Below are 23,707 nucleotides of genomic sequence, written 5' to 3' on the forward strand. Positions count from 1 at the left end.
GTCAGGCACCGCACAGAAATAGGCCGCGCATCTTACCAGAGACGCAGACCGATGCAAGCCACGCAAGGCGCCGGTCGTCGCGTGTTAAGATCGCCGGCCTGTCAATGGAGCTTCTGGCTTGCCCAACCTGATCCTGCGCCTCGCCCTACCCTCGCCACTGCGCCGCCTGTTCGACTACCTCGCCCCCGCCGGCGTGTCGCGCAGCGCCTTGCAGCCCGGCGTACGCCTGCGCGTGCCTTTCGGCCGGCGCGAAATGATCGGTGTGCTGGTGGAGGTCGACAGTCAGAGCGACGTCCCCACCGACAAACTCAAGCCCGCCCTGGAACTGCTCGACGCCCGCCCACCGCTGCCAGCGTCGCTGTTCAAGCTGTGCCTGTGGACTGCGCAGTACTATCAGCACAGCCTTGGCGACACCCTGAGCTGGGCCCTGCCGGTATTGCTACGCCAGGGCGAGCCGGCCGAAACCCGCCAGGAGCGCTACTGGCTGGTCAATAAAGACGCCAGCGTCGACGACCCACGCCTGGCCCGCGCCCCACGCCAGCGCGACGCACTCAAGGCGCTGGCGCAACATCCACACGGCGTGGCCCACAGCCTGCTCAGCCAACTGCAACTCAACCGCGACAGCCTGCAGTTACTGCATGAGAAGGGACTGGTGCGGGTCGAGGTGCGCCGCACCCAGCCTCATGCCAAGCCGGCGCACTGGCTGGCACAACCGGAATTGCCGCTCAACGCAGAGCAGCGCGCAGCAGTGAATGCCGTGGCGTCGAACTGGGATCAGTTCAATGCCTTTCTGCTCGCTGGCGTCACCGGCAGCGGCAAGACCGAGGTCTATCTGCAACTGATCCACCAGTGCCTGGAGGCCGGCAAGCAGGCACTGGTACTGATCCCGGAGATCAACCTCGGTCCACAGACCTTCGACCGTTTTTCCCGCCGCTTCAACGCGCGCATCGCCTTGCTGCATTCGGCGGTGAATGATCGCGAGCGCCTGGATGCCTGGCTGGCCGCTCGCGACGGCGAGGCCGACATCATCATCGGTACGCGCTCGGCACTGTTCACGCCAATGAAGAACCCAGGACTGATCATCGTCGACGAAGAACACGACGCCTCCTATAAACAGCAGGAAGGCCTGCGCTACCACGCCCGCGACCTGGCGCTGGTTCGCGCCCGCCAGGAAGACGTGCCCATCGTGCTCGGTTCGGCGACGCCCTCGCTGGAAAGCCTGCACAACGCCCACAGCGGCCGCTACGCCCTGCTCAAGCTGACCCAGCGCGCTGGCGGCGCCAGCCAGCCACGCTTCCTGCGCCTTGACGTGAAGAGCCGGCCACTGGACTCGGGCATCTCCGGGCCAATGCAGCAGGCCATCGCCCAGACCCTGGCGGCCGGACAGCAGGTGCTGGTGTTTCTCAACCGCCGCGGCTTCGCCCCGACCCTGCTCTGCCACGACTGCGGCTGGCTGTCGGAATGTCCGCGCTGCGATGCGCGCATGACCGTGCACCAGCGCTACCAGGAACTGCGCTGCCATCACTGCGGGCATGTCGAGAAGCAACCGAGCAACTGCCCGAAATGCCAGCACGTCGATCTGCGCCCGGTCGGCGCCGGCACCGAGCGCGCCGAGGAGCGCCTGGCGGTGCTGTTTCCCGACTACCCGGTGCTGCGCATCGACCGCGACAGCACCTCGCGCAAGGGCGCGATGGACCGGCTGTTCGCCACCATCAACAAGGGCGAGCCGTGCATCCTGGTCGGCACCCAGATGCTCGCCAAGGGTCACCACTTCCCGCGGGTGACACTGGTGTCGATCCTCGACGCCGACGGCGGCCTGTTTTCGGCGGACTTTCGCGCCAGCGAGCGCATGGCGCAGTTGATCGTGCAGGTCGCCGGGCGCGCTGGTCGCGCCGAGGAACCGGGCAAAGTGATTATCCAGAGCCACCTGGCCGACCATCCGCTGCTGGTGCAACTGACCGAGCAAGGCTACTTCGCCTTCGCCGAACAGGCGCTGAGCGAACGGCGCAGTGCCGGTCTGCCACCGTTCTGCCACCTGGCATTGCTGCGCGCCGAAGCGCACAAGCCTGGCCAGGCCGAGAGTTTTCTCGATGAGGCCTGCAGCGAGGCCGAACATTTGCTGGGCGAACTGGGTCTGACCGGCATCGAACTGCTCGGACCGGTGCCCGCACCGATGGAACGCCGCGCCGGGCGCTTCCGCGCGCAACTGCTGCTGCAGGGCAATGCCCGCGCGCCACTGCACCGGCTGCTCAACCGCTGGTTGCATGCACTGGAACAAATACCCAGCGGTCGTGCGGTACGCTGGTCGCTGGATGTCGACCCGATCGACCTGTTTTGACGCACCAGCGCTTCGCCGAACTGTAGGGTGCGCTGTGCGCACCAGCTTCTCGATTCGTAACCAGGCAACCCTTGGTGCGCATAGAGCAACCTACAAGTTATGGCCTGCAGCCTGTCGCTACTTCTATAATGCGCAGTTTTCGATCAAAGCCCCAAGGCAACCCGAGCCGACCATGAAAGACAGCATTCGCCACCTGATCCAGCAAGCCCTCGACCGCCTGACCGCCGAAGGCGTGTTGCCTGCGGGCCTGACGCCGGCCATCCAGGTGGAGAACACCAAGGACAAGAGCCACGGCGACTTCGCCAGCAACATCGCCATGATGCTGGCCAAACCCGCCGGCATGAAGCCGCGCGACCTGGCCGAGAAGCTGATCGCAGCATTGCCAGCCGACGAGCAGATCACCAAGGTGGAAATCGCCGGCCCCGGCTTCCTCAATTTCTTCCAGAACAGCGATGCCCTGGCTCAACGCCTGGAAGCCGCGCTGGCTGACGCCAAGCTCGGCGTACACAAGAACGGTCCGGCGCAACGCGTGGTGGTCGACCTGTCCGCGCCCAACCTGGCCAAGGAAATGCACGTCGGCCACCTGCGCTCGACCATCATCGGCGACGGCGTGGCACGTGTACTGGAATTCCTCGGCGACACGGTGATCCGCCAGAACCATGTCGGCGACTGGGGCACCCAGTTCGGCATGCTGCTGGCCTACATGCAGGAGAACCCGGCCGCCGCCGAAAGCGAGCTGGCAGACCTGGAAGGTTTCTACCGCGCCGCCAAGAAGCGCTTCGACGAATCCCCTGAGTTCGCCGACCGCGCCCGCGAGCTGGTGGTGCAGCTGCAGGCCGGTGACGCCGAGTGCCTGCGCCTGTGGCACCGTTTCAACGACATTTCCCTGTCGCACTGCCAGGCGCTGTATGACCGTCTCGGCGTCAAGCTGAGCATGGCCGACGTCAGGGGCGAGAGTGCCTACAACGACGACCTGCCACAGGTAGTCGCCGACCTCACCGCCAAGGGCCTGCTGACCGAAGACAACGGCGCGCAGTGCGTATTCATGGACGAGTTCAAGAATGCCGAAGGCAACCCACTGCCGCTGATCGTGCAGAAGGCCGGCGGCGGCTACCTGTACGCCACCACGGACCTCGCTGCGACCCGCTACCGCGCTGGCATGCTCAAGGCCGACCGCGTGCTGTACTTCGTCGACCAGCGCCAGGCCTTGCACTTCCAGATGGTCTTCGCCTGCGCACGCCTGGCCGGTTTCGTACCTGCCAACATGGAAATGGAGCACATGGGCTTCGGCACCATGAACGGCCCGGACGGCCGCCCGTTCAAGACCCGCGACGGCGGCACCGTGAAGCTGGTGCACCTGCTCGACGAAGCCGAACAGCGCGCCTACAGCCTGGTCAAGGACAAGAACCCGGACCTGGCCGAAGACGAGCTGCGCAGAATCGCCCGCGTGGTGGGCATCGCTTCGGTGAAATACGCCGACCTGTCCAAGCACCGCAGCAGCGACTACAGCTTCAACTTCGACCTGATGCTCAGCTTCGAGGGCAACACCGCGCCCTACTTGCTGTACGCCTATACCCGCGTGGCCGGCGTGTTCCGCAAGTTGGGCAAGGGCGTGGACGAGATTGGCGGGCAGATCACCCTGGTCGCCGAACAGGAGCAAGCCCTGGCTGCCAAGCTGGCGCAGTTCAACGAACTGCTCGGCAACGTCGCCGACAAGGGTACGCCGCACATGCTCTGCAGCTATCTGTACGACCTCGCCGGCCTGTTCTCCAGCTTCTACGAAAACTGCCCGATCCTGAGTGCCGAGGACGAAGCCACGCGCGACAGCCGCCTGCGCCTGGCCGCCCTGACCGGTCGCACGCTCAAGCAAGGTCTGGAGCTGCTCGGCCTGGAAACTCTGGAGCGGATGTAAATGGCAGCGCGCAAGAAGCCGGCGCCGAAACGCGGCGCCAGTCGCTATCAGGCCCCGGCGAAGAAGCCCGTACCGGGCTGGATCTGGCTGGCTTGCGGCCTGGTGGTCGGCGGTTTCTTCATGTTCCTGTTCAGCCTCGAACCGGGCCGTGACGAGATCAAGCGCGACAAGGGCGAACAGGTGCGCAGCACCAAACCTGAGCCGAAGCCGACGCAACTCGAGCCATCCAGGCCCAAGTACGATTTCTACACCCTGCTGCCAGAGTCGGAAGTGATCCTGCCGCAAGCCCTGGAAGAAACGCCACCACCCGTGCCTGAGCAAAAGCCGGTCACCCCGGAAGAAGCTGCGAAGATCGACACTGCTCGCGCCGAAGCCGCGCTCAACGGTCAGGTGCCGCCGCCCCCACCACCCGTCCTGGCCAGCGCGCCGGTCACCACGCAGTTCTTCCTGCAGGCCGGCTCGTTCCGCAAACGCGATGACGCCGACGGCCTGCGCGCTCAGATCATCCTGCTCGGCCAGAACGTACGGGTGGAAACCGGCAAGGTGCGTGAGGAAACCTGGCACCGCGTCCTGGTCGGCCCCTTTGCCAGCCGCGAGCAACTGGCCAGCGCGCAGAAGACCCTGGCAGCCGGCGGCTTCAGCAACCTGCTGTTACAGCAGCGCCAGGTCCGCTGATCGCCGTTTGATCCGCCGCCGGTTGAAAAGCTGCGGCGGGCACCCCATCTGAGTTTCCATCCGGGCAAGTTCGCCCCGCAGCGTGGAGATTCACCCTTGACCACCATCGTTTCAGTGCGCCGCCACGGCAAGGTCGTGATGGCTGGCGACGGCCAGGTTTCCCTCGGCAACACCGTCATGAAGGGCAACGCCAAGAAGGTGCGCCGCCTCTACCACGGCCAGGTGCTGGCCGGCTTCGCTGGTGCCACCGCCGACGCCTTCACCCTGTTCGAACGTTTCGAAGGCCAACTGGAAAAACACCAGGGCCATCTGGTCCGCGCCGCCGTCGAGCTGGCCAAGGACTGGCGTACCGACCGCAGCCTGAGCCGCCTGGAAGCCATGCTGGCGGTAGCCAACAAGGACGCCTCGCTGATCATCACCGGCAACGGCGACGTCGTCGAACCCGAGGAAGGCCTGATCGCAATGGGCTCTGGCGGCAACTTCGCCCAGGCCGCCGCGCGCGCCCTGCTGATGAAGACCGACCTGTCCGCCCTTGAGGTAGCGCAGACCGCACTCGGCATCGCCGGCGACATCTGCGTGTTCACCAATCATCACCAGACGATAGAGGAACTGGACGCCCCCGAGTGAGGCCTATCTAAAAACTACCTGCGCTGTCATCGCCGCGTTGAAAACAGGCTGGAACGCCAGCCCGGTCAAATGCTCATTTACAAGAGTAAAGTCGACCGCGACTCCGACCGTTCCTCGCCTGTTTTTACGGGGCCGCCATCGGTATTGCGCTGAATGCATCGCCTACGTTTTTAGAGAGCCCCAAGCGTCCATTTTTTTCATAGATTCGATAGCGAGCCAAACTCCATGTCCATGACGCCCCGCGAGATCGTCCACGAACTCAACCGCCACATCATCGGCCAGGACGACGCCAAGCGCGCCGTGGCCATCGCCCTGCGCAACCGCTGGCGGCGCATGCAGCTGCCGGCCGAACTGCGCCAGGAAGTCACGCCGAAGAACATCCTGATGATCGGCCCCACCGGCGTCGGCAAGACCGAGATCGCCCGTCGTCTGGCCAAGCTGGCCAATGCGCCGTTCCTGAAAGTGGAAGCCACCAAGTTCACCGAGGTCGGCTATGTCGGCCGCGATGTCGAATCGATCATCCGCGACCTGGCCGATGCAGCGGTGAAAATGCTCCGTGAGCAGGAAATCACCAAGGTCCGCCATCGCGCCGAAGATGCGGCCGAGGAACGCATCCTCGACGCCCTGCTGCCACCCGCGCGCCAGGGCTTCGGCGACGAGCCGGTGCGCAGCGAGGATTCCAACACCCGTCAGCTGTTCCGCAAGCGCCTGCGCGAAGGTCAGTTGAACGACAAGGAAATCGACATCGAAGTGGCCGACTCGCCCATGGGCGTGGAGATCATGACCCCACCGGGCATGGAAGAAATGACCAACCAGCTGCAGAACCTGTTCTCCAGCATGGGCAAGGGCAAGAAGAAGAGCCGCAAGCTCAAGGTCGCCGACGCGCTGAAACTGGTGCGCGACGAGGAGGCCGCGCGCCTGGTCAACGAGGAAGAACTCAAGGCCCGCGCGCTGGAAGCCGTCGAGCAGCACGGCATCGTCTTCATCGACGAGATCGACAAGGTCGCCAAGCGCGGCAACACCGGCGGCGCCGATGTGTCGCGTGAAGGGGTGCAGCGCGATCTGCTGCCGTTGATCGAGGGCTGCACGGTCAACACCAAGCTGGGCATGGTCAAGACCGACCACATCCTGTTCATCACCAGTGGCGCCTTCCACCTGAGCAAACCCAGCGATCTGGTGCCCGAACTGCAGGGTCGCCTGCCGATTCGCGTCGAGCTCAAGGCGCTGAGCCCGCAGGACTTCGAGCGCATCCTCAGCGAGCCGCATGCCTCGCTCACCGAGCAGTACAGTGCACTGCTGCAGACCGAGGGTTTGAACATCGAGTTCGCCGAAGACGGCATCAAGCGTCTGGCCGAGATCGCCTGGCAGGTCAACGAGAAGACCGAAAACATCGGCGCCCGTCGCCTGCACACCCTGCTCGAGCGCCTGCTGGAGGAGGTATCCTTCAGTGCCGGCGACCTGGCGGGCCAGCAAAACGGCGAGGCTATCCGTATCGACGCGGCTTACGTCAACGGTCACCTCGGCGAGCTGGCACAGGACGAAGACCTGTCGCGTTATATTCTGTAAGCCCGTAGCCCGGATGAGATCCGGGGACGTTCACCACAGCGTCCCGGATTGCATCCGGGCTACATCGTTTCAGGAGCCGAGCATGCCCATCCCCAGCGCGATCAAACTGCACAAGGCATCGAAAACTCTGGAGCTGCGCTACGGCGAGCAGCGCTATCAGCTCAGCGCCGAGTTCCTGCGCGTGCATTCGCCCTCGGCCGAGGTGCAGGGACATGGCAAGCCGATTCTGCAGACCGGCAAACTCAACGTCGGCCTGGAGCGCATCGAACCGGCCGGCAACTATGCACTGAAACTGTGCTTCGACGACGGCCATGACAGCGGCCTGTTCACCTGGGAATACCTGCACGAACTGGCCACCCGTCATGACCAGCTCTGGGCCGACTATCTGGCGCAGCTCAGCGCCGCCGGGAAATCCCGCGACCCCAGCGAATCGGTCGTGCGCCTGATGCTCTGAGGTAATAGGAAAACCCTTGCCGCAGAGCGCTCGGCGCATCCGCCAACGACCACGTTAACGACAGTTAGGGCGAGTTTTCTAATCTATCGCGGCATACTCCTGCGCCATCGAGCAGCTTGCTTAACTTCACAAACTCGGGTAACCAAGGAACTGGCAGGTTCCCTGCATTTGGCAGTGCCAGGTGCAACGAAATACGCGGACTCGATCCGCCCCCGGTAACCCGAGCAGTACCTGGCCCTGTGTCGCCGTGCGCCCTCGCAGGCCGGTATTCGTCTCAGGACAATGGAGCGTCGTAGATGAGTGATAAGAATAACGAAGACCTGAAACGCCAGGCCTCGGAAAACACCCTGGGACTCAACCCGGTGATTGGTATCCGCGGCAAGGATCTCCTGACCTCTGCCCGCATGGTGCTCTCCCAGGCACTCAAGCAACCCTTCCACAGCGCCAAGCACGTCGCCCATTTCGGCCTCGAACTGAAGAACGTCATGCTCGGCCAGTCCGCGCTCAAGCCCGAAGAGGGTGACCGCCGTTTCGCCGACCCGGCCTGGAGCCAGAACCCGCTGTATCGCCGCTACCTGCAGACCTACCTGGCCTGGCGCAAGGAACTGCACGACTGGATCGAGCACAGCTCGCTGTCCGAGCAGGATGCCAGTCGCGGCCACTTCGTCATCAACCTGATGACCGAAGCCATGGCCCCATCCAACAGCATGGCCAACCCGGCCGCCGTCAAACGCTTCTTCGAAACCGGCGGCAAGAGCCTGCTCGACGGTCTATCGCATCTGGCCAAGGACATGGTGCACAACGGCGGCATGCCCAGCCAGGTGAACATGGAAGCCTTCGAGGTCGGCAAGAACCTGGCCACCACTGAGGGTGCCGTGGTGTTCCGCAACGACGTGCTGGAGCTGATCCAGTACAAGCCGATCACCGAAAGCGTGCACGAGCGTCCGCTACTGGTGGTGCCTCCGCAAATCAACAAGTTCTATGTATTCGACCTGTCGCCGGACAAGAGCCTGGCGCGCTTCCTGCTGCGCAGCCAGGTACAGACCTTCGTGGTCAGCTGGCGCAACCCGACCAAGGCGCAGCGCGAGTGGGGCCTGTCCACCTACATCGAGGCGCTCAAGGAAGCCATCGACGTGATCTGCGCCATCACCGGCAGCAAGGACGTCAACATGCTTGGCGCCTGTTCCGGCGGCTTGACCACCGCTTCCCTGCTCGGCCACTACGCTGCGCTTGGCCAGCAGAAGGTCAACGCCCTGACCCTGCTGGTCAGCGTGCTCGACACCCAGCTCGACACCCAGGTTGCCCTGTTCGCCGACGAGAAGACCCTGGAAGCCGCCAAGCGCCGCTCCTACCAGGCTGGCGTGCTGGAAGGCAGCGACATGGCCAAGGTATTCGCCTGGATGCGCCCCAACGACCTGATCTGGAACTACTGGGTCAACAACTACCTGCTCGGCAACGAGCCACCGGTGTTCGACATCCTTTACTGGAACAACGACACCACGCGGCTGCCGGCTGCACTGCACGGCGAGTTCATCGACATGTTCCAGACCAACCCACTGACCCGTCCGGGCGCGCTGGAAGTCTGCGGCACACCGATCGACCTGAAACAGGTCACCTGTGATTTCTTCGTCGTCGCCGGCACCACCGACCACATCACGCCGTGGGATTCCTGCTACAAGTCGGCGCACCTGTTCGGTGGCAAGTGCGAGTTCGTACTGTCCAACAGCGGCCACATCCAGAGCATTCTCAACCCGCCGGGCAACCCCAAGGCACGCTACATGACCAATAGTGAGATGCCGCTGGACCCGAAGGCCTGGCAAGAAAGCTCGACCAAGCACGCAGACTCCTGGTGGCTACATTGGCAGACGTGGCTGAGCGAACGCTCGGGCGCAACCAAGAATGCTCCACGGGCGCTGGGCAACAAGAAATTCCCGGCCGGCGAAGCCGCTCCGGGCACCTATGTACACGAACGCTGATTTTCAGTTTCAACCGCAGCGGCACCGGGAAGTGCCGCATGCCACGACGGTCTGACCGGCGTGGCACCAGGTAACCCCTGGTAACCCTGGAGGCGGCCCGGACGGCCCTCTCCAGCGCTCAACTCCACAGGGGCTGCGCCTATGCCGCAACCATTCGTATTCCGCACCATCGATCTCGATGGGCAGACCATCCGTACCGCGGTGCGGCCAGGCAACAGCCAGTTGGTGCCGCTGCTGATCTTCAACGGCATCGGCGCCAACCTGGAGCTGGTGATGCCCTTCGTCGCCGCCCTGGACCCGGAGCTGGAGATCATCGCCTTCGACGTACCCGGTGTCGGCGGCTCCTCCACCCCGGCTACGCCCTACCGCTTCCCTGGCCTGGCCAAGCTGGCGGCGCGCATGCTCGATTACCTCGACTACGGTCAGGTCAATGCCATCGGCGTGTCCTGGGGTGGCGCCCTGGCGCAACAGTTCGCGCATGATTATCCCGAGCGCTGCAAGAAGCTGATCCTCGCCGCCACCTCGGCCGGCGCGGTGATGGTGCCGGGCAAGCCCAAGGTGCTCTGGCGCATGGCCAGCCCGCGACGTTATGTGCAGCCGTCCTATGGCGTGCGCATCGCCCCGGACATCTACGGCGGTGCCTTCCGCCGTGATCCCAAGCTGGCCATGGCGCATGCCAGCAAGGTGCGCTCGGGCGGCAAGATGGGCTACTACTGGCAGTTGTTCGCCGGCCTCGGCTGGACCAGCATCCACTGGCTGCACAAGATCCGCCAACCGACCCTGGTGATGGCCGGCGACGACGACCCGCTGATTCCGCTGATCAACATGCGTCTGCTGGCCTGGCGCATTCCCAACGCCGAATTGCACGTGATCGACGACGGCCACCTGTTCCTGGTGACCCGCGCCGAAGCGGTGGCGCCGATCATCATGAAGTTTCTCGAGGAGGAACGGCACCGCGCGGTAATGCACCCGCAACCCGCGCCCGTACGCCAGCACTGATCGCACCAGCATGGTGCGCAATGTTCTGTGTGCTCGACAAAGGGGCCGTTCAAGGCCTCATGTTTTTCGACGCGGCGCTCTGGAATGCAGTTCCCGCGTGCCTGGTACAGGGCTTGCTGCACACTGTGCACAAGTACAAGGTGCGTGTCAGGCAGTCCGCGCCATGAAAGTCTCTAGACGGTTTGACGATGGAGTGTTGCCCCATGCGAGACAAGTCGAACCCGGCTTCACTGCCGGCACCTGCCAGTTTCATGAACGCCCAGAGCGCGGTGGTGGGCGTGCGCGGTCGCGATCTGTTGTCCACCATGCGCCTGCTGGCCGCCCAGGGCCTGAAGAATCCGGTGCGCAGCGGACGTCATCTGCTGGCCTTCGGCGGCCAGCTTGGCCGCGTGCTGCTCGGCGACACCCTGCACAAGGTCAATCCGCAGGACGCGCGTTTCGCTGATCCGACCTGGCACCTCAACCCTTTCTACCGGCGCAGCCTGCAGGCCTATCTGGCATGGCAGAAACAACTGGCTGCGTGGATCGACGACAGCGACCTGTCGGCCGATGACCGAGCCCGTGCGCGCTTTCTCGCATCGCTGATGAGCGACGCCCTGTCGCCCTCCAACAGCCCGCTCAACCCACAGGCGCTCAAGGAGCTGTTCAACACCGGAGGTAGCAGTGCATTCAAGGGGTTGCGCCACCTGCTCGACGACCTGCTGAACAACGACGGTCTGCCTAGCCAGGTCAGCAAACATGCCTTCGAGGTCGGCCGTAATCTGGCCTGCACGCCAGGCGCCGTGGTGTTTCGCAACGAGCTGCTGGAACTGATCCAGTACAGGCCGATGAGCGAGAAGCAGTACCTGCGCCCACTGCTGATCGTGCCGCCACAGATCAACAAGTACTACATATTCGACCTGTCCAACGACAAGAGCTTCGTCCAGTACGCGCTGAAGAACGGCCTGCAGACTTTCATGATCAGCTGGCGCAACCCCGACCCGCGCCACCGCGAATGGGGCCTGTCGAGCTATGTGCAAGCCGTCGAGGAGGCCGTCGATGCCTGCCGCGCCATCACCGGCAGCAAGGACGTCAATCTGCTCGGTGCCTGCGCCGGCGGCCTGACCATCGCCGCCATGCAAGGCCACCTGCAGGCACGCCGCCAACTACGCAAGATTTTCAGCGCCACTTACATGGTCAGCCTGCTCGATAGTCAGATCGACAGTCCGGCAATGCTCTTTGCCGACGAGGAAACCCTCGAGTCGGCCAAGCGCCGCTCCTACCAGCAAGGCGTGCTGGACGGTCGCGACATGGCCAGGGTATTCGCCTGGATGCGCCCCAACGACCTGATCTGGAACTACTGGGTCAACAACTACCTGCTCGGCAAGCAGCCGCCAGCCTTCGACATCCTCTACTGGAACAACGACAACACCCGCCTGCCTGCGGCGCTGCATGGCGACCTGATCGATTTCTTCAAGCACAACCCGCTCAGCCGTCCAGGTGCGCTGGAGGTCTGCGGTACGCCGGTGGATCTGGCCAAGGTCAACGTCGACAGCTTCAGCGTGGCCGGCATCAACGATCACATCACGCCCTGGGATGCGGTCTATCGCTCGACCCTGCTGCTTGGTGGCAACCGCCGTTTCATCCTGTCCAACAGCGGGCATATCCAGAGCATTCTCAACCCGCCGGGCAACCCCAAGGCCAACTATTACGAGAACACCAAGCTTACCTCCGACCCGCGCGCCTGGTATCACGACGCCCAACACCAGCAAGGCAGCTGGTGGCCCCAGTGGCTGGAGTGGATGCAGGCGCGCTCCGGCGAGCAACGGGAAACGCTGATGGCGCTGGGCAACCAGAACCATCCGCCGATGGAGGCCGCGCCCGGCACCTACGTGCATATCCGCTGAGCCCCCCAGCTCAGGAACAGCCCGTCACTGCCCAAGGCTTGGTGGCCCGCCTGGCGCTGTTGCCGCCCTATGACAGCACATCAGTTGCTGCCGATCCCGTCGCGGGCAGGCCGGCGGGAAAATAGACGACCATGCGTAGATGGCGATGCTCATCCACGGTAAGTATCTCGTGCTGGAATTCCAGGCGAAGCGGATCGTCGACGCCGCTGATAGTGCGCACTCCGCGACTGTATTCGCCCGCACCCGGCGTTTCCCACCAACGGCGAAAGTCCGCCGACAGCCTCTGCAACTCCTCAATCAGCGCCAGTATGGCCGGGTCGTCCCGCGGCGCCGCGGCAAGATCACAGCGAAAGTGCGACAGTAGGTGCTGCGCATCCTCGCGCCATTCTGGCAGGCGTTTGCGCAGGTCCGGGGCGGTGAAAACCATACGGATGAAGTTGCGCTCCGCCAGGGTCCTGCCGGCGAAGCCGAACAGCTGGTCTGCCGCCCCGTTCCAGGCGATGACGTCCCAGCGCAGGTTGATGACGTAGGCCGGCCGCGCAACCAAGTCGTCCATCAGTTGCTGAATCAGCGGGGTGACCGATGGCCACTGATGGACTTCGGCAGGTGGCGGACGACGATGCGCCAGCAGAAAGAGATGGCAGCACTCGGCGTCATCCAGCTTGAGGGCACGCGCGACGTTGAGCAGAAAGCTCTCGGACACACCAATGTCGCGCCCTTGCTCGAACCAGGTGTACCAGGTGAGGCCGACCCCGGCGAGAGCGGCCACTTCCTCGCGCCTGAGACCCGGGGTTCGCCGGCGACCGGTGGCGGGCAGGCCGACATCGGCAGGCCCGAGCTTGCGTCGATGGTAGAGCAAGAACTCGGAAAGCTCCTGGCGGGTACGGTCGAGGGTGCGAACGGGGGTCAAGGTATTGCCTCGAGTAATAGGATAAATTGCTAAATTGTAATACAAAAATAGCCTTCCAATAATGCCCTCTCCCATCATGGAGGAGAAGGCAACATGAGCCTCGACTGCAATCGAAACCTATCGCCGCCCCACTCGCCTGCCAGCCACGCAGCCACACCCCATGCAGGAGTCCGCGAGTGGCTGGGACTGGCAGTGCTGGCCTTACCCACCATGCTGCTCGGCCTCGATGTCACTCTTTTGTACCTGGCGCTTCCGGCCCTGGCAGCGGACCTCGACTCCAGCAGCACCCAGGCACTCTGGATCATGGATATCTACGGCTTCATGATTGCCGGTTTCCTGATCACCATGGGCACGCTGGGCGACCGTGTCGGCCGCCGACGGTTGCTGATGATAGGCGGCGCAGCGTTCGCCGGCGCTTCGCTGCTGGCGGCCTATTCCACCAGTGCCGAGATGTTGATCATCGCGCGCGCCGCCCTGGGCGTGGCCGGGGCTACCCTGATGCCTTCCACCCTGGCGTTGATCAGCAACATGTTCTCCGATGCTCGCCAGCGCGCCCAGGCTATCGGCGTGTGGGCAACCATGTTCGCGCTGGGCATGGCCGTGGGGCCACTGGTAGGCGGTGTGCTGCTGGAGCGTTTCTGGTGGGGCGCCTCGTTTCTCCTGGCGCTACCGGTGATTGCCCTGTTGCTGGCATTGGCCCCGGTACTGCTCCCGGAGTACCGCTCGGCGCACAGCGGCCACTTCGATCTACTCAGCGTTGCGCTATCGCTCGCTGCCATCCTGCCGGCGATCTACGGTGTGAAGGAACTCGGCAAGGTTGGCGTGGAACTCGGCCCCTTGCTGAGCATGGCTGCCGGGGTGTTTTTTGCAGTGCTGTTCGTCCATCGGCAGCTGCGCCTCGCCGAACCGTTTCTGGACATGGCACTGTTCGCCAGCCGTACATTCAGCGCCGCGCTGATCGTCCTGCTGGTCGGCCTGATAGCTGTCGGTGGCACCATGTTGCTGGTCACCCAGTATCTGCAGCTGGTACTGGGGCTCTCGCCTCTGGCCGCCGGTATATGGATGGCGCCACCGGCTCTGGCCATGGTTGCGGCCGGGATCGTGGCACCGCTAATCGCCCAGCACATCCGCCCGGGTCTGGTCGTCGCCGTAGCCCTGGCACTGTCAACACTCGGCTACCTGTTGCTCGCGCAAGTGCGGGACGCATCCGGCATCGGTCTGCTGGTGGGCGGCTTTGCCCTGGTCTACTTCGGCCTGGGCACCATCGCAGCACTGGGCACCGACCTGGTGGTGGGGGCAGCGCCAGCGGACAAGGCCGGCGCCGCCTCGGCGATGTCCGAGATGGTCCAGGAGCTGGGTGTAGCGCTGGGAGTGGCGACCCTCGGGAGCCTGGCCGCCACGGTCTATCGCCTGCGCATCCTCGAGCATATTCCCGCGGCGCTACCGCAAGAGCTTGCCAGGGCAGTCGGCGACAGCCTCTGGGCATCCTTGGCGGTGGCGCAGCACTTGCCCGCAGGCTTGCTCGAGCAAGCCAGGACCGCCTTCATCCAGGGCCTGAGCCTGTCTACCAGCCTCAGCGCTCTGGGTATCGCGATCCTGGCGATCCTCGCCGCGCTGGCGTTGCGGCATATCGGTACGATTGGCGCTCACGGCAAAGACACATGACGCACCTTCGCGAGTTCCAGCGGTGCGTCACTGCAGGGCGTTGGCCGAGCACACCGAACACAACGCCGCTGAGCCCAGGCACAGTAAACCAGGGGCTGGTCGAGGGCGCGCCGGACGGTTATCGTCACCGCTTTCGCGCCACAAACAAGAAGACCGGATGAAAACCCGCGAGCGCATTTTGCAAGCCGCCCTGCAGTTGTTCAACGAACAGGGCGAGCCCAACGTTTCTACCCTGGAGATTGCCAACGAGCTGGACATCAGCCCGGGCAATCTCTACTACCACTTCCATGGCAAGGAGCCGCTGGTACTGGAGCTGTTCGAACGCTTCCAGAGCGAGATGGCGCCTTTGCTCGACCCGCCCGCAGAAGCCCGACTGGATGTCGAAGACTACTGGCTGTTCCTGCACCTGATCGTCGAGCGACTGTCGCAGTACCGTTTTCTCTTTCAGGATCTGTCCAATCTGGCCGGGCGCCTGCCAAAACTGGCGCGCGGCATTCGCCACTGGCTGAACGCGCTGAAACGCACGCTGGCCTCCCTGCTTGCTCGCCTGATGGCCGACGGTCAAGTGAACAGCGGCACCCAGGCGCTCGGCCAACTGGTCGAGCAGATCACCCTGACGCTGCTGTTCTCCCTCGACTATCAGCGCATCCTCGACCAGGAAGGTGAAGTGCGCCTGGTGGTGTACCAGATCATGATGCTGGTGGCGCCACACCTGAACCACCCCTCACGCGGCACCGTGGAGCACCTCGCGCAGCGTTATCTGGAGGCCTGACACGCATCCTGGGTTGGTACGCATGACACCCCTGCGGCCTGAAACGAAAACGCCCGGCACTAGGCCGGGCGTTTTTGATCCTGAAACACTCAGGACGAAGTGGCTGGGGTTGCCGCAGTGGCAGCCGGAGCCGGTGCAGCGGCCGGGGTCGCAGCGGCGGCAGGCGCCGGAGCTGGTGCAGCTGGTTTCGGCGCGGCGGCCTTGGGCGCTGCCGGTTTCTTCGCAACCGGCTTCTTCGCGGCAGCAGGCTTGGCTGCTGGCTTAGCTGCAGGCTTGGCGGCCGCCGCTGGCTTGGCAGCGGGTTTCGCTGCGGCCTTGGCTGCCGGTTTCGCCGCAGATTTAGCTGGCGGCTTGGCGGCTGCAGGTTTCGCGGCGGCCGGTTTGGCAGCGGGCTTGGCTGCAGCTTTGGCAGCAGGCTTGGCGGCCGGCTTCGTAGCAGGTTTGGCAGCTGCTTTCGCAGCCGGCTTGGCGGCAGCCTTCACGGCAGGTTTGGCAGCAGGCTTGGCGACCGACTTGGCTGATACGCCAGTGATCTTCTCCAGCTGCTTGGTCAGGCTGTCGACCTTGTCATTCAACGCCTTGACCTCATTGCGGCTGGGTACCCCCAGACGCGAGATGGCATTGTTCAGACGCTTGTCAAAAGCCTCTTCCAGCTCACCCCACTTGCCGATCGCCTTGCCCCGGACTTCATCGACCTTGGACCTGGCAGAGCCAACCTTGGAGCCGACACCGGCTTTCACTGCATCGACCTGCTTGTCGACTTCGCTCTTGGCCTGCTTTTCAGCCTTCTCGCCGTCCTTGACCAGCGTGTCGAACAGCTTGGTGCCGTCCTTGCTGACCTTGGAATAAGCGCCCAAGCCTGCCAACCAGATCTGACGCGAGTATTTCTCGACCTCGCCGATCCAGGAGCTGGTCTGTTTCTCGGTTTTCTTCTTAACAGCCATCCTGATCTCCTTATTTGGTACGCGCGACATGCTCGAGCAACGCGCTCAGCTCATCCAGCTTAGCAGAGAGTGCTTCAACATCCTGCTTGGACGGAATGCCGATACGGTTCAGAGCGGAAGCCACACGAGTATCGAAAGCCTTCTCGATCTTGTCGAGTTGAACTTCGACCTTGCCTTTAACGCTGGTGACATTGCTGTTGACCGACTGCTTGACCGATTCGATCTGGCTGTTGGCGGCTTCTACCTGCTCGTCGACCAGCTTCTTGCCTTTGCTTTCGACGCCTTCACCGGTCTTGACCAGCTCCTTGAAGTATTCGGCCCCTTCGCTACCCGCCTTGGCGTAAGCGCCCAGGCCAGCGAGGTAGATCTTGCGGGCATAGCCCTTCACGTCGTCGAACAGACCGGCTTTGTCTTCGACAACGGCTTCTACTTTTTTCTTCACGGCAACTTTCGACATGGTGCACCTCACGCGCTTTTACAGTTAGCGGAAACGCCCACGGAATGCAGGCTTGGGTACACCCTATGGAGAAAAATTAGAAATCGCATACTAAGAGCGGCTGCAAGCTTCAGCGCGGTGGATCACGCCTCATCGATCCACCAACCTGGTGGATGTAAAAAGCGACATCCACCGCCTGCAGGCTCAGGCCAGCGACTTGTCCAATACCTGCTCGATTTCGCGCTGGATCATGCCGCCCATGGGCGACAGCAGCAGCCCTAGCTTGAGCTCGACACGCACGGTGTCCTCACCCACCGCGATGCTGCCGTCGGCACCGCTGCGCTTGAACTCCAGGGTGTCGCCGTTCCAGCGATAGCGCACGTCGTACTCGCTGGCCAGGCGTTCGGCCAGGCGCTCGGCTTTCTCCCGCGCGGCCTCGCGGCCAAGGGAATGGGATCGTTCGACACGAATGCGGGACATGACAGCTCCTCGATCAGACAGACGCCGCAGCACTGCGGCATGAAGTCACAGCACTCTAACAGCCCGCCAACCCACCTGGTACCCAGGCAAGACAAAGGCAGCAGGCGGCTTTAGAATGGACAGGTTTTTTACCTGGTGAGAGCGACATGAGCGATCCACGCAAGGCCCACGAGCAGGAACCCACCACCCACTTCGGTTTTCAGGATGTGCCGGAAAGCCAGAAGGCGGAGAAGGTAGCCGAAGTCTTCCACTCGGTGGCAGCCAAGTACGACCTGATGAACGACGTGCTGTCCGGTGGCCTGCATCGCCTGTGGAAGCGCTTCACCATCGAGCTGTCCGGCGTGCGCACCGGCAACCGCGTGCTGGACATCGCTGGCGGCACCGGAGACCTGACCCGCAAGTTCGCCAGCATCGTCGGCCCGACCGGCCAGGTGGTGCTGGCCGATATCAACGACTCCATGCTCAAGGTCGGTCGTGATCGTCTGCTGGACAAGGGCGTGGCCGGCAACGTGCAGTTCGTCCAGGCCGACGCCGAGAAGCTGCCGTTCCCCGACAACCATTTCGACGTGGTCACCATCGCCTTCGGCCTGCGCAACGTCACCCACAAGGAAGACGCCCTGCGCTCGATGCTGCGCGTGCTCAAACCCGGCGGGCGCCTGCTGGTGCTGGAGTTCTCCAAACCTGGCAACCCGCTGCTGGCCAAGGTCTACGACACCTACTCGTTCAGCTTCATGCCGCTGGCCGGCAAGTTGATCACAAACGATTCGGAAAGCTACCGCTACCTGGCCGAGTCGATCCGCATGCATCCGGATCAGGAAACGCTCAAGGCGATGATGATCGACGCCGGCTTTGAGCGCGTCACCTACCACAACATGACTGGCGGCATCGTCGCCCTGCATCGCGGCATCAAACCTTAATGCTCATCACGGGCCTGCTGGCAGGCGTCGAGACTGGCCTCAACCGCGTCCTGCGCCTAGACGGCACAGCCTTGCCGCGTCTGCAGGCACTCAGTGGCAAGGTCATCGCCGTGCAGTGCCAGAACCCGGTGCTGGAGTTGTTCATCCTGCCCAGCGGCGACGGCCTGCAACTCGCCGCACAGTGGCACGCCCCGGCCGACTGCACCCTGACGGCCCCCGCAGCCAGCCTGGCGCGACTGGCCCTGAGCCGCGACAAAACCGCCATCCTGCACCGCCCGGAAGTGTCGCTCGATGGCGACAGCGCGGTGCTGCTGCAACTGGCCGGCATCCTTCAGGATCTGGAGCTGGACTGGGAATACGAAATCTCTCGCTGGCTCGGCCCGGTGGCCACTACCCTGCTCGCCGGTCACCTGCGCAGCCGGGTCAATCTCGCCAGCCACGGCGCTGCCAGCCTCAAGCAGAATCTGGCCGATTACCTGGCCGAAGAATCACGCACGCTGGTGGGCCAGCGCGAAGCCGATGCGCGTTTCGCCGAGCTGGATCAACTCAAAATCGCCCTCGACCGCCTGGAAGCACGCATCGAGCGCCTCACTTCTGCCAATAAGTCCGACGCATGAAGCTGCTTGCCGTTCGCCGCCTGTTACGCATCCAGCGCGTAGTCATTCGCTATCAACTGGACAAGATGCTCCTCGAGCTACCGCTGCCGTTCTGGCTGCGCGCGCTGTCCTGCCTGCTGCCCTGGCGCTGGCTACCACGCAAGCCGCTGGAGCTGTCACGCGGCGCACGCCTGCGTCTGGCGCTCGAAGACCTGGGGCCGATCTTCATCAAGTTCGGCCAACTGCTGTCCACCCGCCGCGACCTGCTGCCACCGGATATCGCCGATGAGCTGGCGCGCCTGCAGGATCAGGTGCCGCCCTTTCCGGAAGATCAGGCCATCGCCCTGATCGAGCGCCAGCTGGGCGCCCCGGTGAGCGAGCTGTTTGCGCGTTTCGACAGCCAGCCGCTGGCCTCGGCCTCGGTAGCTCAGGTGCATGCCGCGCAGCTGAAAAGCGGTGAGCAGGTGGTGGTCAAGGTGGTGCGCCCCGGTCTCAAACCGGTCATCCGCCAGGACCTGGCCTGGTTGTTCCTGATCGCCCGCATCGCCGAAAAAGCCTCGGCTGATGCGCGCCGCCTGCGCCCGGTGGAAGTGGTCAGCGACTACGAGAAAACCATCTACGACGAACTCGACCTGCTGCGCGAAGCAGCGAACGCCAGTCAGTTGCGGCGTAACTTCGACGGCTCCCCCCTGCTCTACGTGCCGCAAGTGCACTGGGACCTGTGCCGCCACCAGGTGCTGGTGATGGAGCGCATCTACGGCATCCCGGTCACCGACCTGGCCACACTGGCCGACCAGCGTACCGACATGAAGCTGTTGGCCGAACGTGGTGTGGAGATCTTCTTCACTCAGGTGTTCCGCGACAGCTTCTTCCACGCCGACATGCACCCCGGCAACATCTTCGTCAGCCCCCGCACGCCCTGGAGCCCGCAGTACATCGCCATTGACTGCGGCATCATCGGCAGCCTCACCGACGAGGACCAGGATTACCTGGCGCGCAACCTGATCGCCTTCTTCAAGCGCGACTATCGCAAGGTCGCGCAATTGCACATCGACTCGGGCTGGGTCCCGGCCGACACCAAGGTCAACGAGTTCGAGGCGGCTATCCGCACCGTCTGCGAGCCGATCTTCGAGAGGCCACTGAAGGACATTTCCTTCGGCCAGTTGCTGCTGCGCCTGTTCCAGACCGCCCGGCGTTTCAATATGGAAGTGCAGCCACAACTGGTACTGCTGCAGAAGACCCTGCTCAACATCGAAGGCCTGGGCCGCCAGCTCTACCCCGATCTGGATCTGTGGAGCACCGCGCAGCCCTTCCTCGAACGCTGGATGCGTGAACGCATCAGTCCGCTGCATCTGCTGCGTAACCTGCAGCAACAAGCCGAGCAGGTGCCGCACCTGTCACAGATCGCCCGCGACACTCTGGAGCGTCTGCAACAGCCAGTACAGGTCCGGACCAGCACACCGCGCGACCACTGGACGCTGCGCCTGCTTGGTGCGGCACTGATCGGCGCCGGGGCCATGCAAGGCCTGGCCCCCCTGCTGGCCACCTGGCCAGCCTGGCTGATGGTCGGCGGCGGACTCTATCTGGTGCTGCGCCGATAGCCAGTTGGCTGCGGCACTGGCACACTTGGTGAATTCACGGGCCGCGACCCGGCGAAACAGACACGGAATACCGATGAACGATTGGCTCGATGAAATCCACTGGAACGAAGACGGCCTGGTGCCGGCCATCGCCCAGGACCACCAGAGCGGCCGCATCCTGATGATGGCCTGGATGAACCGCGAATCCCTCGCCCTCACCGCCCGCGAACAACGCGCCATCTACTGGTCGCGCTCGCGTGGCAAGCTATGGCGCAAGGGTGAGGAATCCGGCCATGTGCAAAAACTGCACGAGCTGCGGCTGGATTGCGACGCCGATGTCATCGTGCTGATGGTCGAACAGCTGGGCGGCATCGCTTGCCACACCGGTCGCGAAAGCTGCTTCTATCGGGTATACGAGAATGGCGGCTGGAAAACCGTCGACGCGGTGCTGAAAGATCCGCACGCCATCTATGCAGGACACAGCCATGAGTGACACCCTGAGTCGCCTGGCCGAGGTGCTGGAATCGCGCAAGGGCGCAGCAGCCGACACCTCCTACGTCGCCAGCCTGTATCACAAGGGTCTGAACAAGATTCTGGAAAAGGTCGGCGAGGAATCGGTGGAAACCATCCTCGCCGCCAAGGACGCCGCCGCCAGCGGTGACTGCAAGGACCTGATCTACGAAACCGCCGACCTGTGGTTCCATAGCCTGGTCATGCTCGCCGCCCTCGGCCAGCATCCCCAGGCTGTACTGGATGAACTGGATCGCCGTTTCGGCCTCTCCGGGCACGCGGAAAAAGCCGCGCGACCGCAATCCGAATAAACCTTCATTACGGAGTACATATCATGGGTTTTGGCGGTATCAGCATCTGGCAACTCCTGATCATCCTGCTCATCGTGGTCATGTTGTTCGGCACCAAGCGCCTGAAGAGCCTGGGTTCGGATCTGGGCGACGCGATCAAGGGCTTCCGTAAATCGATGGACAATGGCGAAGCCGAGAAACCGGCAGTCGAAGAGCCCAAGGGCCAGACCATCGACGCCCAGGCACGCAAGGTCGAAGAGCCAGCGAAGAAAGACTAAGCCATGTTCGACATCGGTTTTACCGAACTGCTGCTGGTCGGTCTGGTGGCCTTGGTGGTGCTCGGCCCTGAGCGCCTGCCAGGCGCCGTGCGTACGGCCAGCCTGTGGATCGGCCGGATCAAGCGCAGCTTCAACTCGATCAAGGCCGAGGTAGAGCGCGAGATCGGCGCAGACGAGATTCGCCGTCAGTTGCATAACGAGCGGATTCTCGAACTCGAGCGGGAAATGCAGGCGATGAAGCAGGACATTCTCGGCACCGGCAAAAGCGACGATCCGCCAGCTGAGAACAGCGCCAAACCGAATGCCGACACGGCCCCGAGTGTTCAGGACAAGAATCCCCAGCCATGAGCAATAACCCACAAGCCGACCAGGAAATGCCTCTGGTTTCGCACCTGGCCGAGCTGCGTACTCGCCTGTTGCGCTGCGTAGTGATCATCCTGCTGATCTTCGCCGGCCTGTTCTACTTCGCTCAGGATATCTACGCTCTGGTCGCTGCGCCGTTACGCGCCTATCTGCCAGAAGGCGCGACGATGATCGCCACAGGGGTCGCCTCGCCCTTCCTGACGCCCTTCAAGCTGACCCTGATGTGTGCGTTGTTTCTCGGCATGCCGGTGATCCTGCACCAGATCTGGGGTTTCATCGCGCCGGGGCTATACACCCATGAGCGGCGTATCGCGGTGCCGCTGCTGATTTCGAGTATTTTCCTGTTCTATGCCGGTATGGCCTTCGCCTACTTCGTGGTGTTCCCGATCATGTTCGGCTTCTTCGCCAGCGTGACCCCGGAAGGCGTGGCGATGATGACCGACATCGGTCAGTACCTGGATTTCGTCCTGACGCTGTTCTTCGCCTTTGGCGTGGCCTTCGAAATCCCTATCGCTACCTTCCTGGTTATCTGGGTCGGCATTGTCGATGTCGCCACCCTGCGCAAGAGCCGACCCTATGTGATAGTCGGTTGCTTCGTGGTCGGCATGGTGCTGACGCCGCCAGACGTGTTCTCGCAGACCCTGTTGGCCGTACCGATGTGGCTACTGTTCGAAACAGGCGTGCTGGCTGGCGCGCTGGTCAAGCGCACGCGCGATCAGGAACAGAGCGAAGAAGAAGCCAAGCCCGAAGACCAACCTCCCGCACCCCTGCCGTGAACCTGCTGCTGCTGGAGGACGCCGACTTCGTCGACGGCGATCGGGTACACCTCAGTGACAGGCGCCTGAAACATCTGCATGAAGTGCATCGCGCCGAAACCGGTGACCGCCTGCGCGTCGGTCATCTTGGCGGCCTGATGGGCGAAGGTCGACTGATTGCCCTGGATGCCGAACATGCCGAACTGCATGTCAGTCTCGACCAGCCGCCACCTGCCAAGCTACCGCTGACACTGATACTCGCCCTGCCCCGGCCAAAGATGCTCAAGCGCGTGCTGCAGACGGTCAGCGCCATGGGCGTAGCGCGCCTGGTATTGGTCAACAGCTACCGGGTGGAGAAGAGTTTCTGGCAGACACCGTTTCTCGGGGCCGAGGCGATTCGTGAGCAGCTGATCCTCGGGCTGGAACAGGCGCGGGACACGGTGCTGCCCGAAGTGAGCATAGAGAAGCGCTTCAAGCCCTTCGTCGAGGATCGCCTACCGGCCCTGGCGGCCGGCACGCTTGGCCTGACCGGCCACCCCGGTGATTACCCGGCCTGCCCGCGTGCCGTCGGGCAGCCGGTGACCCTGGCAATCGGTCCGGAAGGCGGCTGGATTCCCTACGAAGTCGAGCTGCTGCGCGAAGCCGCAGGCCTGCAACCGGTGCAGCTTGGCGAGCGCATTCTGCGGGTGGAGACGGCAGTGCCGGCGTTACTGGCCAGGCTGTTCTGATGCCTCCTTGGGCGGTGGACAAGCTTCGCGTTGTCCACCCTACGCACTGA

24 protein-coding genes are annotated in these 23,707 nt (G+C 63.4%); 20 read left to right on the forward strand and 4 right to left on the reverse strand.

Annotated features, from left to right (window positions below; genetic code table 11):
* Positions 1–118 precede the first annotated feature (118 nt).
* From H3221_RS03125 to phaC (H3221_RS03165), 9 genes are all read left to right on the forward strand, one after another.
* Positions 119–2,338, forward strand: coding sequence for a primosomal protein N' (locus tag H3221_RS03125; protein ID WP_196476840.1), 2,220 nt, complete (start codon positions 119–121; stop codon positions 2,336–2,338).
* A 172-nt stretch (positions 2,339–2,510) separates the two neighbouring features.
* On the forward strand, positions 2,511–4,250 hold the full coding sequence (gene argS / locus H3221_RS03130) for an arginine--tRNA ligase (protein WP_196476841.1): 1,740 nt from the start codon (positions 2,511–2,513) through the stop codon (positions 4,248–4,250).
* On the forward strand, positions 4,251–4,925 hold the full coding sequence (locus H3221_RS03135; protein WP_196476842.1) for an SPOR domain-containing protein: 675 nt from the start codon (positions 4,251–4,253) through the stop codon (positions 4,923–4,925).
* Positions 4,926–5,021: 96 nt separating this feature from the next.
* Positions 5,022–5,552, forward strand: a complete 531-nt coding sequence (hslV, locus tag H3221_RS03140; protein WP_003459006.1) for an ATP-dependent protease subunit HslV — start codon at positions 5,022–5,024, stop codon at positions 5,550–5,552.
* A 225-nt stretch (positions 5,553–5,777) separates the two neighbouring features.
* Positions 5,778–7,118 carry an HslU--HslV peptidase ATPase subunit gene (hslU, locus tag H3221_RS03145; RefSeq protein WP_196476843.1) on the forward strand — a complete coding sequence of 447 codons (1,341 nt, stop codon included), beginning with the start codon at positions 5,778–5,780 and terminating at the stop codon, positions 7,116–7,118.
* An 82-nt stretch (positions 7,119–7,200) separates the two neighbouring features.
* On the forward strand, positions 7,201–7,572 hold the full coding sequence (locus H3221_RS03150) for a gamma-butyrobetaine hydroxylase-like domain-containing protein (RefSeq protein ID WP_196476844.1): 372 nt from the start codon (positions 7,201–7,203) through the stop codon (positions 7,570–7,572).
* Between the two features lie 296 nt (positions 7,573–7,868).
* Positions 7,869–9,548 carry a class II poly(R)-hydroxyalkanoic acid synthase gene (gene phaC / locus H3221_RS03155; RefSeq protein ID WP_196476845.1) on the forward strand — a complete coding sequence of 560 codons (1,680 nt, stop codon included), beginning with the start codon at positions 7,869–7,871 and terminating at the stop codon, positions 9,546–9,548.
* Positions 9,549–9,689: 141 nt separating this feature from the next.
* Positions 9,690–10,547 carry a poly(3-hydroxyalkanoate) depolymerase gene (gene phaZ / locus H3221_RS03160; protein WP_160019091.1) on the forward strand — a complete coding sequence of 286 codons (858 nt, stop codon included), beginning with the start codon at positions 9,690–9,692 and terminating at the stop codon, positions 10,545–10,547.
* Between the two features lie 203 nt (positions 10,548–10,750).
* Positions 10,751–12,433: a class II poly(R)-hydroxyalkanoic acid synthase gene (phaC, locus tag H3221_RS03165; RefSeq protein ID WP_196476846.1), complete on the forward strand. Its 1,683-nt coding sequence runs from the start codon at positions 10,751–10,753 to the stop codon at positions 12,431–12,433.
* Positions 12,434–12,500: 67 nt separating this feature from the next.
* Here the strand turns inward: phaC (H3221_RS03165) and H3221_RS03170 are convergent, their stop codons facing one another.
* Entirely contained in the window at positions 12,501–13,343 is an 843-nt protein-coding gene (locus H3221_RS03170) for a helix-turn-helix transcriptional regulator (RefSeq protein WP_224490460.1), read from the reverse strand.
* A gap of 93 nt (positions 13,344–13,436) precedes the next feature.
* Here H3221_RS03170 and H3221_RS03175 point away from each other — a divergent pair, with 93 nt between their 5' ends.
* Both H3221_RS03175 and H3221_RS03180 read left to right on the forward strand, forming a co-directional pair.
* Complete coding sequence (locus H3221_RS03175) at positions 13,437–15,008, forward strand: MFS transporter (RefSeq protein ID WP_196476847.1); 1,572 nt, start codon at positions 13,437–13,439, stop codon at positions 15,006–15,008.
* Positions 15,009–15,165: 157 nt separating this feature from the next.
* Positions 15,166–15,780 (forward strand): TetR/AcrR family transcriptional regulator, encoded by a 615-nt coding sequence (locus H3221_RS03180; RefSeq protein ID WP_196476848.1) that lies wholly within the window; start codon positions 15,166–15,168, stop codon positions 15,778–15,780.
* Between the two features lie 89 nt (positions 15,781–15,869).
* Here the strand turns inward: H3221_RS03180 and H3221_RS03185 are convergent, their stop codons facing one another.
* From H3221_RS03185 to H3221_RS03195, 3 genes are all read right to left on the reverse strand, one after another.
* Positions 15,870–16,724: a phasin family protein gene (locus H3221_RS03185; RefSeq protein ID WP_196476849.1), complete on the reverse strand. Its 855-nt coding sequence runs from the start codon at positions 16,722–16,724 to the stop codon at positions 15,870–15,872.
* A gap of 10 nt (positions 16,725–16,734) precedes the next feature.
* Positions 16,735–17,181: a phasin family protein gene (locus H3221_RS03190; RefSeq protein ID WP_074676438.1), complete on the reverse strand. Its 447-nt coding sequence runs from the start codon at positions 17,179–17,181 to the stop codon at positions 16,735–16,737.
* Positions 17,182–17,364: 183 nt separating this feature from the next.
* A complete protein-coding gene (locus H3221_RS03195; protein ID WP_017678522.1) occupies positions 17,365–17,640 on the reverse strand; it encodes a polyhydroxyalkanoic acid system family protein in 276 nt (91 codons plus the stop codon).
* Between the two features lie 146 nt (positions 17,641–17,786).
* On the opposite strand from H3221_RS03195, the gene ubiE reads away from it, so the two are divergent.
* From ubiE to H3221_RS03240, 9 genes are all read left to right on the forward strand, one after another.
* On the forward strand, positions 17,787–18,557 hold the full coding sequence (gene ubiE / locus H3221_RS03200) for a bifunctional demethylmenaquinone methyltransferase/2-methoxy-6-polyprenyl-1,4-benzoquinol methylase UbiE (RefSeq protein ID WP_196476850.1): 771 nt from the start codon (positions 17,787–17,789) through the stop codon (positions 18,555–18,557).
* Positions 18,557–19,174, forward strand: coding sequence for a ubiquinone biosynthesis accessory factor UbiJ (locus H3221_RS03205; RefSeq protein WP_196476851.1), 618 nt, complete (start codon positions 18,557–18,559; stop codon positions 19,172–19,174). The genes ubiE and H3221_RS03205 overlap by 1 nt, the downstream gene beginning before the upstream one ends.
* Positions 19,171–20,754 carry a ubiquinone biosynthesis regulatory protein kinase UbiB gene (gene ubiB, locus H3221_RS03210; protein ID WP_224490461.1) on the forward strand — a complete coding sequence of 528 codons (1,584 nt, stop codon included), beginning with the start codon at positions 19,171–19,173 and terminating at the stop codon, positions 20,752–20,754. Before H3221_RS03205 ends, ubiB begins: the two co-directional genes overlap by 4 nt.
* A 73-nt stretch (positions 20,755–20,827) precedes the next feature.
* Positions 20,828–21,226, forward strand: coding sequence for a phosphoribosyl-AMP cyclohydrolase (hisI, locus tag H3221_RS03215; protein WP_160019082.1), 399 nt, complete (start codon positions 20,828–20,830; stop codon positions 21,224–21,226).
* The gene (locus H3221_RS03220; RefSeq protein WP_196475551.1) at positions 21,219–21,554 is read left to right on the forward strand and encodes a phosphoribosyl-ATP diphosphatase; all 336 of its coding nucleotides are present in this window, start codon (positions 21,219–21,221) and stop codon (positions 21,552–21,554) included. Before hisI ends, H3221_RS03220 begins: the two co-directional genes overlap by 8 nt.
* A 23-nt stretch (positions 21,555–21,577) precedes the next feature.
* A complete protein-coding gene (gene tatA / locus H3221_RS03225; protein WP_011920744.1) occupies positions 21,578–21,811 on the forward strand; it encodes a twin-arginine translocase TatA/TatE family subunit in 234 nt (77 codons plus the stop codon).
* Between the two features lie 3 nt (positions 21,812–21,814).
* A complete protein-coding gene (gene tatB / locus H3221_RS03230; RefSeq protein WP_196475550.1) occupies positions 21,815–22,159 on the forward strand; it encodes a Sec-independent protein translocase protein TatB in 345 nt (114 codons plus the stop codon).
* Positions 22,156–22,950 carry a twin-arginine translocase subunit TatC gene (gene tatC / locus H3221_RS03235; protein ID WP_196475549.1) on the forward strand — a complete coding sequence of 265 codons (795 nt, stop codon included), beginning with the start codon at positions 22,156–22,158 and terminating at the stop codon, positions 22,948–22,950. The genes tatB and tatC overlap by 4 nt, the downstream gene beginning before the upstream one ends.
* On the forward strand, positions 22,947–23,657 hold the full coding sequence (locus H3221_RS03240) for a 16S rRNA (uracil(1498)-N(3))-methyltransferase (RefSeq protein ID WP_196475548.1): 711 nt from the start codon (positions 22,947–22,949) through the stop codon (positions 23,655–23,657). Before tatC ends, H3221_RS03240 begins: the two co-directional genes overlap by 4 nt.
* Positions 23,658–23,707 lie beyond the last annotated feature (50 nt).

Source organism: Pseudomonas chaetocerotis, assembly GCF_015712105.2.
Lineage (GTDB): Bacteria > Pseudomonadota > Gammaproteobacteria > Pseudomonadales > Pseudomonadaceae > Aquipseudomonas > Aquipseudomonas chaetocerotis.